The sequence below is a fragment of the Nocardia suismassiliense genome (assembly GCF_900269665.1).
GTDB lineage: Bacteria > Actinomycetota > Actinomycetes > Mycobacteriales > Mycobacteriaceae > Nocardia > Nocardia suismassiliense.
Map to the genome: position 1 here is coordinate 3,730,849 of NZ_LT985361.1, position 12,998 is coordinate 3,743,846.

The 12,998-nt window shown below is 68.7% G+C and carries 13 protein-coding genes; 4 read left to right on the top strand and 9 right to left on the bottom strand.

The genetic code is table 11. The annotated features are described in order from the left end of the window. Positions 1-44 precede the first annotated feature (44 nt). Positions 45-686, top strand: a complete 642-nt coding sequence (locus DBO33_RS16885; RefSeq protein ID WP_107655901.1) for a TetR/AcrR family transcriptional regulator — start codon at positions 45-47, stop codon at positions 684-686. Here the strand turns inward: DBO33_RS16885 and folE are convergent, their stop codons facing one another. Together folE and DBO33_RS16895 are read right to left on the bottom strand one after the other, a co-directional pair. Further along, complete coding sequence (folE, locus tag DBO33_RS16890) at positions 687-1,283, bottom strand: GTP cyclohydrolase I FolE (RefSeq protein WP_107655902.1); 597 nt, start codon at positions 1,281-1,283, stop codon at positions 687-689. Positions 1,284-1,393: 110 nt separating this feature from the next. Next, positions 1,394-1,870 carry a DoxX family protein gene (locus DBO33_RS16895; protein ID WP_107655903.1) on the bottom strand — a complete coding sequence of 159 codons (477 nt, stop codon included), beginning with the start codon at positions 1,868-1,870 and terminating at the stop codon, positions 1,394-1,396. 92 nt (positions 1,871-1,962) lie between these two features. Between DBO33_RS16895 and DBO33_RS16900 the strand changes: the two genes are divergently transcribed. After that, a complete protein-coding gene (locus DBO33_RS16900) occupies positions 1,963-2,634 on the top strand; it encodes a helix-turn-helix transcriptional regulator (RefSeq protein WP_107660338.1) in 672 nt (223 codons plus the stop codon). A gap of 108 nt (positions 2,635-2,742) precedes the next feature. After that, complete coding sequence (locus DBO33_RS16905) at positions 2,743-3,828, top strand: NAD-dependent epimerase/dehydratase family protein (RefSeq protein ID WP_107655904.1); 1,086 nt, start codon at positions 2,743-2,745, stop codon at positions 3,826-3,828. A 117-nt stretch (positions 3,829-3,945) separates the two neighbouring features. On the opposite strand, the gene DBO33_RS16910 is transcribed toward DBO33_RS16905, so the two are convergent. The 7 genes from DBO33_RS16910 to DBO33_RS16935 all read right to left on the bottom strand — a co-directional run bounded on the left by DBO33_RS16910 (position 3,946) and on the right by DBO33_RS16935 (position 11,876). Continuing rightward, the gene (locus DBO33_RS16910; protein WP_234390883.1) at positions 3,946-4,776 is read right to left on the bottom strand and encodes an alpha/beta fold hydrolase; all 831 of its coding nucleotides are present in this window, start codon (positions 4,774-4,776) and stop codon (positions 3,946-3,948) included. Between the two features lie 50 nt (positions 4,777-4,826). Next, positions 4,827-5,465 (bottom strand): NADPH-dependent F420 reductase, encoded by a 639-nt coding sequence (locus DBO33_RS16915; protein WP_107655905.1) that lies wholly within the window; start codon positions 5,463-5,465, stop codon positions 4,827-4,829. Further along, positions 5,462-6,031, bottom strand: coding sequence for an antibiotic biosynthesis monooxygenase (locus tag DBO33_RS16920; protein WP_199856664.1), 570 nt, complete (start codon positions 6,029-6,031; stop codon positions 5,462-5,464). Before DBO33_RS16920 ends, DBO33_RS16915 begins: the two co-directional genes overlap by 4 nt. A 45-nt stretch (positions 6,032-6,076) precedes the next feature. Continuing rightward, positions 6,077-7,513, bottom strand: coding sequence for an aldehyde dehydrogenase family protein (locus DBO33_RS16925; RefSeq protein ID WP_234390884.1), 1,437 nt, complete (start codon positions 7,511-7,513; stop codon positions 6,077-6,079). Positions 7,514-7,563: 50 nt separating this feature from the next. Then, positions 7,564-8,235 (bottom strand): GMC oxidoreductase, encoded by a 672-nt coding sequence (locus DBO33_RS43575; protein ID WP_199856665.1) that lies wholly within the window; start codon positions 8,233-8,235, stop codon positions 7,564-7,566. Then, on the bottom strand, positions 8,133-9,071 hold the full coding sequence (locus tag DBO33_RS43580; protein WP_199856666.1) for a GMC family oxidoreductase: 939 nt from the start codon (positions 9,069-9,071) through the stop codon (positions 8,133-8,135). The genes DBO33_RS43575 and DBO33_RS43580 overlap by 103 nt, the downstream gene beginning before the upstream one ends. Before the next feature lie 72 nt (positions 9,072-9,143). Then, on the bottom strand, positions 9,144-11,876 hold the full coding sequence (locus DBO33_RS16935; RefSeq protein WP_107655906.1) for a helix-turn-helix transcriptional regulator: 2,733 nt from the start codon (positions 11,874-11,876) through the stop codon (positions 9,144-9,146). Between the two features lie 119 nt (positions 11,877-11,995). Between DBO33_RS16935 and DBO33_RS16940 the strand changes: the two genes are divergently transcribed. Next, complete coding sequence (locus tag DBO33_RS16940; protein WP_159080311.1) at positions 11,996-12,964, top strand: catalase; 969 nt, start codon at positions 11,996-11,998, stop codon at positions 12,962-12,964. Positions 12,965-12,998: the final 34 nt, after the last annotated feature.

The following is a 12,998-nucleotide window of genomic DNA, read 5'->3' on the forward strand; positions in this document are numbered from 1 at the left end:
GTATCGTGAGTGCTCCATCCCGTCAAGCAATCGGACTGCCGACCATGAATTCCGCACCTCCACCGGCCCGTCGCCCGGGTGGGCGAACCGCCCGCATCCGTGACCAAGTGCTCGAAGCGGTCAGCGCGGAGCTGACCGAACATGGTTACGACGCGCTGAGCATCGATGCCATCGCCGCGCGGTCGGGCGTGCATCGCGCGACGGTGTATCGCCGCTGGCACGATGTCGGCGGGCTGCTCGCCGACGTCTTCGATGCGGCGACCCAGCAGCCGTGGGAACCGCGCGACACCGGTTCGCTCCGTGGAGATTTGGCGGCGCTCAACCAGGAGATCCAGGACTCGCTGAGCGAGGAGTCCTCGATCGCGGTGGCGCTGATCGCGGTGTCGTTCCGGTCGGAGGAAGCCGCTCGCGCGCTACGGCGATTGTGGGAGGACCGATATGCGCAGTCCGAGATCATCATTCAGCGCGCGGTGCAGCGCGGCGAACTCGCGCCCGAGGTCGACGCGCGTGCATTGCTGATCGCCGCCACCGCACCGCTCTACCACCAATTGGTGCTGCTGCGCACGCCACCTGATCCGGATTTGCCGGATCGTGCGGCCGTCAGTGCTGCGCTTGCCGCAGCGGCGGGCGCTTTCGCTCCGTGGGCAGACGCATTCACCGCTCCGCGCTCAGCGGGTACCGACTGATCAGGTGTTGACGCCGGCGAGCGCGAAGAATTCCTGGCGCGAACGCGGGTCCTCGCGCAGCGTGCCGAGCAGCGTGGAAGTCACGGTGGCCGACCCGATCGATTGCACCCCGCGCAGGGTCATGCAACTGTGTTCGGCCTGGATGACGACGCCGACCCCGCGCGGCCGCAGGTGTTCGGCGAGCCAATCGGCGATCTGCTTGGTCAGCCGTTCCTGCAACTGCGGCCGGCAAGCGAAATGCTCTGCCACCCTGGCGAGTTTGGACAGTCCGATGATGCGCTCGCCGGGCAGATAGCCGATGTGCGCGGTGCCCACGAATGGCAGCAGATGGTGCTCGCACACCGATCGCAGTGCGACGTTGCGGACCAGGATGAGCTCGTCGTAGTTCTCGTCGTTGGGGAAGGTGGTCAGATCGAAGGCGCGAGGGGTGAACAACTCGGCGTAGCCCTGTGCCATGCGGCGGGGCGTGTCGCGCAGGCTTTCGGAGTCGAGTGCGATCCCGAGGGCTTCGAGAAAGGCGGCCGCCGCGTTTTCGGCCGCCGCCATGTCCCTGCCCGGTGCCTGATGGAGAACACGCAGTGTCGCTTGCGAGCCCATGGAGTTCCTTCCGCGAAAAACTAGGTGCGGTCCACCTGGCGACGCCGGAATGGGCATCGCCAGGTGGACGATGTGATTACTGGAGTACGCAGGGGCGCAACGGGTTCCGGTCAGGCGGCGCTGAGTTTGCCTGCGGGCGCGGTGCGTCGATGCCAGGCCGGGTCGTAGACGAAGGCCAACCGGCCCAAGGTGAGTGCGGCGAGCAGCAGGCCGAAATCGCGCAATGCGACGTCGTAGAAACCCGGGTAGGTCAGCAAGTTGAGCACGATGCCGGCGAGCCAGGCGGCGACCACGAAGGCGGCGTAGCGCGGTTTGACCGCGACGGCCAGGCCTGCGGCGATCTCGATCGCCCCGACGATCCACATCGTCTGCTGTGTGGTGAAGGGGGCGAAGTCGATGATCCACGGCGCCAAGTAGTTCTCCCAGGTGGTGAGCACATTGGTGAACTTGTCGAGGCCGAAGGCGATCGGCAGCACGGTGAAACCGATCCGCAGCAGCAGGAACGCGCCGTACGCGGGTTCGCTGCGCGCGCGTTGCACAGCTTCCCCGAGGTTGCGGGGAGAGGGGAGCGAGGTCGAAGCGTTCATCACGGAAACCCTTCTGTAAGAATAATGATATGTGTTTTTAGAGTCTGCCCTCGACGCTTATTTGTCAATACTGGTTGGTGTTAGAGTTGGGCATGCCTACTCCGCGTTCCGGCGTTCCAGCGGTTCTGGCGGCGCTCAGCAACCTCGACGACCCGGTGCGGCGCAAGCTCTACGAGCATGTGATCGAGAGCGACGCGCCCGTCTCACGCGAGCAGGCTGCTGCGGCCGCCGGAATCGGCCGGACACTGGCGGCCTATCACCTGGACAAACTGGCCGAGGCCGAGCTGGTGACGGTCAGTTACCGGCGCCCGGCCGGTCGTGGCGGGCCCGGTGCGGGGCGGCCGGCGAAGTTCTATGCCCGGGCCACGAAGGAGATTGCGTTCACCGCGCCACCGCGCGACTACGAGCTGCTGGCCCGGTTGATGGTTTCCTCGGTCGAGCAGGACGACAGCGGTGCCGTGCGCACGGCGGTGCACGAGGCCGCACTCGCCGAAGGGAGGCGTGCGGCCGCGGCCAGCGGTGGGGACCTGCTGGCCGCGTTGTGGAGTTGCGGGTACTTGCCCCAGGTCGACGACGCTCGTATCAATCTACGCAACTGCCCTTTTCATCTGGTTGCGCAGGACCATCGGGAGCTGGTGTGCGGGCTGAACTTGCGGTTGATCGAGGGCGCGATCGCCGGGAGTACCCAGCCCGACGCGTGCGCGGAATTGGAGCCGCATCCGGATCGCTGTTGCGTGGTCGTGCACCCGGCCGGTCCTAGGTAACGCGTAGACCCCTCGAATACCGGCCAGGAACTTCTACGCGTCGAGGTGTTCGCAGCGCGGATGCGGGTATGCCGCGAGCTGAGGACGTTCTCGGACCGAGGAGTTCAGATGCGTGTCGTCGTAACGGGTGCCACCGGAAATGTCGGAACGGGCGTGGTCGACGCACTGGCCGCGGATCCGGAAGTCACGTCGATTCTCGGACTCGCGCGCCGCAAGGCAGACCGTGCCGTGCCCAAGACGGAATGGGCCGCGGCCGACGTCCGGACCGACGATCTGGGTGCGCTGTTCCGCGGCGCGGACGCGGTGGTCCATCTCGCCTGGCTGTTCCAGCCGACGCACCAGCCGACGGTGACCTGGGAGACGAATGCCATCGGCAGTTCCCGAGTGCTGGAAGCTGTTGCTGCCGAACGGGTTCCGGCATTGGTGTATGCGTCCTCGGTAGGCGCCTACTCCCCGCGGCGCGACGAACGGCCGGTCACCGAGAGTTGGCCGACCAATGGCTGGCCGTGGGCCGGCTACACGCGCGAAAAGGCCTACGTCGAGCGCCTCCTGGACACCTTCGAACAACAGCACCCACAGTGCCGGGTAGTACGGCTGCGCCCCGCGTTCATTTTCCAGCGTGGCTCCGCAAGCGCGCAACGACGCCTGTTCGCCGGTCCACTACTGCCCAACCGGTTGGTGCGCCCGGACCTGATCCCGGTCCTGCCCGATATCCCGGAACTGCTGTTCCAAGCCGTGCACACCGCCGACGCGGGCGAGGCCTTCCGGCTCGCCGTCACCCGAAAGGTGGCCGGACCCTTCAACATCGCCGCCGACCCGGTACTCGACACCGCACGCCTGAGCGAACTACTCGGCGCACGCCGAGTACGCGTACCCACCCGCCTGCTACGCTCCGGACTCGCGGCCGCCTGGCTCCTCCGCCTGCTCCCCGTGTCACCCCAGCTACTCGACGCGTTTCTGCGAATTCCGGTGCTCGACACCACACGAGCACACACCGAACTCGGATGGCAGCCGCACCACAGCTCCCTGGACGCGGTACGGGAGCTGCTGGAAGGCATCCGCACGTCGGCGGCCATCGACACTCCACCGCTGGCCCGCCACGCAGGTGGCCCGCTGCGTATCGACGAATTCGCTTCCGGCGTAGGCGGTTCGGACCCGGTCGACCGCTCCGCGGCAAACTCGCATCGCTCTTGAACGAGGTCGCGCTGCACCGATCGTATGGAGACCTTTCGCCTGCGACGCATGACGTCGCCGTCATCCCAGGTCGGGATGACGGCGACGAGTGTCGAAGCTATAGGGGTGGAGAGGGATTCAGCTGGTTTTGGCTGCGGCGGTCTCGATGAGGTCGACTACGGCTTGGGGTTGGGAGAGGGCGATGGCGTGGCTGCCGGCGTGCTCGACGACGGTGGCGTTGATGCGGGTGGCCATTTGGCGCTGGCCGTCCGGGGGGATCATGCGGTCGTCTTTCGCTACCAGGGTCCAGCTGGGGAGGGTTTTCCAGGCGGGTTCGGCGGATGGTTCGGTGAAGGAGGCGACGGCGATGGGGCGTTGGCCTGCGGCGAGGACGGCGGCGTCGGTGGCGGGGAGGTCCTGGGCGAAGAATTCGCCGAACTTGTCGGGGGCGATGGTCAGTTCGGGGGCGTTGCCCTTGCCGTCGGGGAGTGGATATTCGTGGGGCACCGAGATTTTGGTGGCGGGGCCGCCGAAGCGTCCGTCGAGCTCGCCGAGGCTCTCGCCGCGATCGGGGGCGAATGCGGCGATGTACACCAGGCCGGCTGCCTTCGGGGATCCGGTGGCGGCATTGGTGATGACCGCGCCGCCGTAGGAGTGGCCGACCACGATGGTCTTGCCGGGCATGCCGTCCAAAACCCCTCGGATATAGGCGGAGTCGTAGGTGAGGCCGCGCAGCGGGACGGCGGCGGTGGTGACCTGGTAGCCGTCGCGTTGCAGCTTTTCGGCGACCTTGGTCCAGCTCGAACCGTCGGCGAACGCGCCGTGTACGAGCAGGACCGAAGGCTTGTCCACCGGCTGCTCGATCGCGGGCTTGTCGGCCTTGGCCGAACACGCGGTGACCGCCATGCTCAGCGCGACGGCCATGCCGATCAGCAGCGTGCGTCCGAGTCGAATTCCTTTGGTACTCATGGTCGATCAGCCTTCCTGGCAAATATGGGGATGGGGGATTGGAGTGAGCATCACAGCGCGGCGAGCGCTTCCGTCCGGTTCACTGTCTTGCCCAGTGCGCCGAACTCATGCAGGTCGCCGAAGACCTCGATGCGGATCGACTGGTCGAGGCCGCCGATGGCGACGGGGTCGAAGCCTGCCGCGGTGATCAGTTCGGCAACGACCTTGCCCGCCGCTTCGTCGTCGGCGGCGTAGAACCCGACGGCGCGATCCGGCGCCCTGCGGGAGGCGGATCCGAGCGTCTCGGCGGAGAGGGTGCCGAACGCTTTGACCAGGTGGGCGTCCGTGGGGACGAGGGCGGCCAGAATCTGCCCGGCGGATTCGTCGGCGGCGATCGTTTTGACGAATCCGCCGTTGCCGTCCGGTGCGATCGGATTGGACGGGTCCACCAGGATTTTTCCGGACAGCCGGTCCCCGTACTCGGCGAGCAGTTGCTTTGTCGTATCGAGCCAGACGGCGAAGATGATCACGTCCGCCCGGTCGACGGCCTGGTCGACGGTGACCGCCGTGGCGCGCTCGCCCAAGGCCTGGGCGAGGGTCTGCGCGTCGGCGAGATCGTTGCCTGCGAGCAGCAGGTCCGCACCGCCCGCGACGAGGTCTGCCGCCAGGCGGCTGCCGATGTTTCCGGTGCCGATAATTGCGGTAGTCATGGAATCTCCTTCTGCGGCTTGGTGTTCGGGGAAGAGGCCGGTTGGCCGGGTCTGAGCCAGCGGCGCAGCACGCGGGTGACCAGCGGCATGGACAGATAGGTCATCAGCACGCTGAACAGTGCGGCGAAGCAGGCAGTCCGCAGCACCAGCGGCAGTGCGGCCAGGTGGGGACCGAGCACCGCGCTGCCGAACAGCGAGATCGGGAAGATCCCGATCGCCGAACTCGCCGCCATCTTCCAGCGCGGCGGGACAGACCCGGCGGGGTTCGCCGCCGCGAACCAGGTCTCCATGCCGGTCAGTTCGCGACGCGCGACCTCGGTGTGCCGGTGTCCCTCGATGTTGTCGAAGAACCCGGCCCGCTGCGGCGAGTCCAGCCACCTCTGCAACGCGTCCTGATTTCGGAAGCGGTGCACGATGATCCACGGACCGCCGTCCACGACCGGGTGGAACAAGCCGCCGCCCAGATAGCCGATCGTGGTGGCGGCGGCCGCCAGAATGCCGCGCGCCCACTCCTGGAACGCCATCTCGTGGCCCGGCTCGACCACCCGCGCCACGATGAGTGCCACGTCCGGTTGTGCTGGACCCGAGGGTATTTCGGTCACGGACGCCGGTCAGGCAGGCGAGGTCGCGTGCACGAAGTGCTTGGTCTCCTGGAACTCCTCCAGCCCCCGCATACCGTTGAGGCGTCCGAGACCGGACTGTTTGAAACCGCCCTCTTCGAACATGTCGTGCACCACGGCCCAGGTGTTGGTCCACACCGTCCCGGCCTTGATCTCCCGCATGACGCGCAGCGGCAGGTCGACGTCCCGCGTCCAGATCGACGCCGCCAGACCGTATTCGGTGGCATTGGCGCGGGTGATCGCCTCGGCCTCGGTGTCGAAGATCTCGAAGGTGGCGACCGGACCGAACACCTCCCGCTGCACGATCGGCGCGTCCAGATCCTGGACCTCGACCAGCGACGGGTGCAGGAACGCGCCGTCGCGTCGGCCCTGCACCAGCACCGTCGCATAGGTTGCGGCGTCCGCGACGACACCCTCGACGCGTTGGGCGTTGCGCTCGTCGATCATCGCGCCCATCTCACTGCTCGGGTCGTCACCGGGCCCGACCTTGACCGCTTGCAGCGCCGCGACCATCCGGCGGCGCAGTTCGTCCGCGATGCCCCGCTGGACCAGGATGCGGCTGCCGGTCATACAGAACTGGCCGGTGAACGTGGTGATGGCCGCGGTGAGCACCGGCACCGCGGCATCGAGATCCGCGTCGTCGAACACGATCATCGGGCTTTTGCCGCCCAGCTCCAGGGACAGCGGCTTCAGCGTCGGAGCGGCGTTCGCCATGATCATTCGGCCGACCATGGTGGAGCCGGTGTAGCTCACGACATCCACCTCCGGAGACGAGACGAGCAGTGGCGCACCGTCATTGCCCGATTCGGTGAAGATGTTCATCACTCCGGACGGCAGGCTGCGGGTCTGGGCAACCAGCTCGGCGAGCAAACCGTTGACCAGGCCGGTCTGGCCCGGCAGCTTCACCACCACGGTGCAGCCTGCGGCCAGCGCCGGCGCGAAAGACCGGACCGCCAGCACGAGCGGCGAGTTCCACGGCGCGATGACACCCGCGACGCCCGCCGCCTCACGCAGCGTCATGGAGTACAGGCCGGGCCGCACTTCGGCCGCGCCGCCGTGGTCGCTCAGGGCCAGGGCCGCGTAGTAACGCAACTTGGGAATGGTGAGGTCGACCTCGAAGGTGGCGTCCCCCAGGATCTTTCCGTTCTCGCGGGCGAGCAGGGTGATGAAATCGTCGCGGCGGGCCTCGAGGTGGTCGGCCATCTCGAACAGTGCCTTGGCCCGCAGGGTGCGGTCGCGGGCCCAGTCGGTGGTCTCGAATGCGCGCCGGGCGGCGGCGATCGCGGCGCGTGCTTCGTCGGCGCCTGCTTCGGCGAAGGTACCGAGAACCTGGCCGGTGGCCGGGTTCAAAGATTCGGTGTGCGTGGCGGAATCGACCCACTGGCCGTCGATGTAGTTGCGGGCGTGTGGAAGACCGGAAATGGTCACGATGATGCAGTTCCTTTGACCGTGCGGAGAGTCGAACAGATTGTCGGAGTTCAGATCTGGCGGGAGATGTGTTCTGCGGCGGCGATGACCGTCAGGTTGGTGGCGGCCGACGGGACATCCGGGAAGATCGACGCGTCGACCACCCGCAGGCCGGGCACGCCGTGCACGGCGCCGAGCCGGTCGGTGACGGCGGCCGGGTCGTCCGGCGCGCCCATCGGGGCGGTCGAGGTGGGGTGATGGTAGGTGTCCAGGGTGGCGAGCATCGAGGCTTCGAGGTCGGCTCGGCTGGTCGCCTGCGGACCGGGATTCAGCTCACGTTCGACGAGGTCGGCCAGCGGTGGGGCGGCACCGAGGCGACGGGCGAGCTCGATGCCCTCGATCAGGCGGCGGCGGTCGCCGGGCTCGGCCAGGAAATTGAGATCGATACGGGGCGCGACCGCCGGGTCCCGGCTGACGAGAGTCAGGGTGCCCTGCGAGTGCGGACGCACCAGGGCGACCGCGAGCACGAAGCCGACACCGGTGGGGCTGCTGGCGTGCTCGAACAGGTGCGTGGCGGTGATATGCAGATCCAGCTCGCCCGCGTCGGCCTGCGAACTCGCGGTCCACACCTTGGCGCCGATCACCGGAGTCTGGACGCCGATGCGCTCCGGATCGGCGGCGTAGGCGTTGTAGTAGAAGGGATGGTCCTGTAACCGCAGCCCGACGGGCAGGTCCGCGACCACCGGAATGCCGAGGGCGGCAAGGTCTGCGGCGGGGCCGATGCCGAGCGCAGCAGGATCGCGGCGCTGCCGTAGGTCCCCGCGCTGAGGATTACCTCCCGCGCAGGAAGCGAGGTGCCATCGGCGAGGACGACACCGGCCGCCTGCCCGTCCGCGAAGCACACACGGTCGACCAGCACGTCGGCGCTGATCGTGAGATTGGCACGGGCGCGTACCGCCTCGGTCAGATACGCCATGCCGGTATTGACCCGAACACCGTCGCGCACATTCATCGGATACGGGCCGACACCCTCGGCCGCCGTGCCGTTGAAGTCGGTGACAGCCGGAAAGCCGTGCGCCAGAGCAGCATCCACGAAGGCGCGCTGCATGGTGCTGAGGTCGTCTCGGGTGAGCTGAGTGATGGGCAGCGGTCCGCTGCGACCGTGCAGTGCGTCCGCACCGGCGCCGGTGGATTCGAGCGCCCGGTACGCGGGCAGCAGGTCCGCGTACGACCAGCCGGTCAGGCCACCCTTCGACCAGCGATCGAAGTCGGAAGCCAAGGCGCGGACGGCGACCGAACCGTTGACCGCCGAGCTGCCGCCGAGCACCTTGCCGCGGTAGGCGGCGACGGCGTGACCGAGGTAGCCGGGCTCGGAGCGATAGTCCCAGTCGTGGCCGGTGTACGCGCCGAGCATTCGGCTGTCGGCGACCTCGGCGGGGTAGGCGTCCGGCGCGTACTGTGGGCCCGCTTCCAGCAGCAGCACGCGGCGATCGGGGTCCGCACTGAGCCGGGCGGCGAGCACGGCTCCGGCCGAACCGCCGCCGACGATGACGGTGCGGTGCGCGGTGGTGTCGTTCATGGCACCGACGCTAGAAGCCCGGCCGCCCTGGGAAATCCGTCATCGAATAGGTCGGTGACGCAGCTCACCGACCTAGGTCGGCCGCGCGGAGATGTCGGTCAGCCGCATGCCGTTCTCGAAATCCACCCTGGCCAGTTCGCCCCGACCGGCAATCCCCAACTTCGGGAAGACGCTGGACAGGTGATGGCCCACGGTACGGGGGCTGATCAGCAGTTGCGCGGCGATCTCCCGATTGGTGAGGCCGTCGGCGGCGAGGCGGGCCACCCGGAGTTCCTGCGGGGTGAGCAGGAGTTCGGTACGGCGCTCGGACGATTCGGTACGGCGCAGTTGCTGACCGGTGAGCTCTTGCTCGGTCAGGCTGCGTGCGAGCAGCGGCGCGGCGCCGAGCCTGCGGAATATCTCGGCTGCTTCGGCCAGCTGCACCCGGGCATCCGTGCGGCGGCGTGCGCGCCGCAGCCACTCCCCATAGAGCAGCCGAGTGCGCGCGTGCGCGAACGGGCGCGCCGTCGCACCCGGCACCGCAAGAGCGCGCAGGAAGAAATCCTCCGCTTCCTCGGTGGCGAGCAAGGCCGCACTGCGGTGCGCGGCGGCCGTGGCCCAGGCCGCGCCGGTGCGTTCGGCCCAGTCCCGCAGCGACCCCAGGGCAGCCGCGGCCAGGTCGGCACGGTCCGCCCGGACCGCGGCCTCGACGGTGTCCTCGACGGCGAGCATGGCGAAGGTCGCATGCGCCGCGTCGTGACCGGGTTCGGTCAGCCGAACCAGGTGTTCCAGGCTTTCGGCCGCCCGCCCGGCGAACAACGCCGCCTGCCCTCGATGCCAGTAGGCGGCGGCGGTCAGCGCGCGCACGCCGCGCGGCACCGACAATTCCAGTGTGCGAGTGGTCAATTCGTTGACCGTCCGCTCGTCGCCGCGCAATGCCGCGAGCCAGGACAGCGAGTTACGGCATTGCGAGGCGGTGTGGTCGGCGCCGATTTCCTCGGCGAGGCGCAGCGTCTCCGCGGCGTCGGCGCTCGCGTCTGTCCATCGGCCCGCCACGATGTCGAGGGTTACCAGCTGTGACGTGGTCAGCACCAGTCCGGTGACCGCGTCGGTCCGGCGTAACCCGTCCATCTTGTGCCGATACGCGTCGCCCAGCCACTGCTCCATGCCCCACACCACGGCCAGCGGTGACGGTGGCATCAGCCGCCAGGAGAGCGCGCCGAGCTGGCCTGCGGTCTCCTCGGTCCAGGGCACCGGTGCCGGTCGCGGTGCGCTGCCCCACCACTGCTCGACCACGGAAAGCAGTGCGCCCTTGGGGAAGTCGGCGTTGACCGCCAAGCCGGTCAGCCGCTGCAACGCCGCGGCTTGGCGCTCGGCGGACCCGCCCGACCAGCCCGCGCGAATCGCCAGGCACGCCAGCTCCACCGCCATGGCCGGGTCGGCCACCGCGACGGAGTCCCGCAGCAACCACCGATTCGCCTGCGCCTGATCGCCACACACGAATTCGATGCCGCCACGCAGTCCGCCACTGAGCCGCGCCACCGTGTCCTCCGGCGCCAGCCGGCCCGCCCGCTCCAGCAGTTCGCGTGCCGGGCCCACTTGCCCTGCCTCCCAAGCGGATCGAGCACCCAGCGCGAGCCGTCGCGCCGCATCCGCAGGCATCGGCGACAGCGCCGCGGCCTGGCGCATCGCCCGCGTCGCCGTCGCGTAGCCGCCGCGCCGCCAGCAGTCGCGCGCATGACGTTCGAGCAGCGCGGCCACCTCCTCGTCCGCCTCGTCGGCGGCCGCCGCCAAGTGCCAGGCCCGCAGTCCCGCGTCGTCCGGGCCGGGCAGCTGGCGGGCCAGCGCGCGATGCGCCGATTGCCGTTGCGTGAAGGGAGCTTCGTCGTAGACGACGGCCGCGAGCAGTGGGGTTCGGAACCGCGTCCGGCCGTCGACGACCGCGAGCAGCCCGGACCGCCGCGCCTCATCCCACGCCGCCGGACCCGCACCTAGCTCGGCCGCCGCCTCGCGGACCGTGCGCGGATCGCCGCGGTTCTCGGCCGCCGCGATCAAGAGCAAAGTCCGCGCAGCCGTCGAGAGCCGGGCAGTACGTGCGCTGAACGCGCGGCGCAGTAGGGGACCGACCGGCGTGTGCTCGCCGCCCTCCTCGGTGACACCGGGGAGCTCGCGCAGCGCCAGCGGGTTTCCCGCGGCCATCCGCACCGTGCGGCGCACCGCGTCCGCATCCGCCCCGCTCACCGCATGCCGCACCAACTCGGCAGCGTCGGTGTCGGCGAGCGGGCCGACCTCGAAGCCGGGCAACAGCTCCCAGGCTCCGCCGTTCGCGGGGTCGTCGTGCCCGGCGAGCAGCATGGCGATCGGTTCGGTGCGCAGTCGTCGCGCGATGAAGGTCAGGCAGGTCGCGGTCGGCTCATCGAGCAGATCCGCATCGTCGACGGTGATCAGCAGTGGCTGTTCGGTAGCGAACTCGGAGAGCAGCGTGAGCGTCGCCGCACCGATCAGAAACCGATCCGCGGCCTCCCCGCTGTGCCCGAGTGCCCCGCGTAAGGCGGCCGCCTGGGGCGGGGGCAGCGCGTCGATCCGATCGATCACCGGCCACAGCAACTCGTGCAGGGCGGCGAAAGCGAGTCCGGACTCCATCCGGGTGCCGCGACAGGTCAGCGTCAGGAACCCGGTCGCGGCGGTGGTCGCGTATTCCAGCAGCGCGGTCTTCCCGATGCCGGGGTCTCCCCAGAACATCAGCGCTGACCCTGTACCCCGCCGCGCGCCGTCGAGGACCCGCTCGACCTCCCCCTTTTCTCGGCGCCGTCCGTACAGAATCATGTCGAAGGGATCGTACGGGACCCTGGACGGTTGCCCATCAGCGCCGTTGATCCGCTTTGCCGCACCGACCGATATGGTGACCGATGCGGGGAGAACGCCTGGAGCATACGGTCGCCACTGTGCCCAACGACCCTCACGATGACGACACGCGTTTCGTCGAACAGCTGGCCGCAGCCACCGGTGCCGACCCCAGACAGCGACTGCTGCACGCCCGCGGTCGCGCGGCTACCGGGGACTTCACCCCCTACCGGCAGGCCGCGCAACTGAGCACGGCTGAGGTGTTCGCCGCGGCTCGAACGCCCTTCACGGCTCGTTTCTCCAGCACGTTGGGCGGCAGCGAAGGGCACGACGGCGACCCGGGGGACCACGGCCTGGCGGTGCGGATCGGCGATCTCGACCTCGTCATGTTCACGTTGCCGGTCTTCTTCGTCCGCAACGGTCCGGACATGATCGCTTTTCTCCGGGCGACCGGGTCCGGCGATCCGGCGGCCGTCATCGAATTCGTGCGCCACCATCCCGAGGCGGCGACCGCGTTGAGCCTGGCCGAACAGGCACTGCCGATCACCGGCTTCACCGGCGTGACGTACCACGCGGTGCACGCCTTCGGCCTGGTCGACGCGGCGGGCGTCACCCGATGGGCGCGGCTGAGCTGGCGGCCACTGCAACCACTTCCGGCGCTGACCGTCGCGTCAGCCCAGGCCCTGCCACGCGACTACCTCGCGACAGAGCTCGCCACCCGCCTTCCCGCCCACTTCGAACTGACCGCCCACCTGCCCGACGCGGACGACGACGTGCACGACCCGACCCAGCTGTGGACCGGTCAGGAATCCATCCCGCTCGGCATGCTCACCCTTACCCGAGCCGAAACCTGTTCGAGCGAGACCGATTTCGATCCGATGCGGTTGCCGGACGGCATGATCGCACCTCGAGACCAATTGTCGAAGGACCGCAGCACGATTTACCGGGCAGCGCGGCGATACCGAGCCGGTCGAGTGCCAGCGGCTGACAAGCCGAGTCCGGTTGTGGAGCTGGGTATTTCACGGAAGCTAGCACACCGGCCCCACCGGGCTCACTCCTCGCCATCGTAGACAACCGCGATACTGTGCATATACAACACGAATT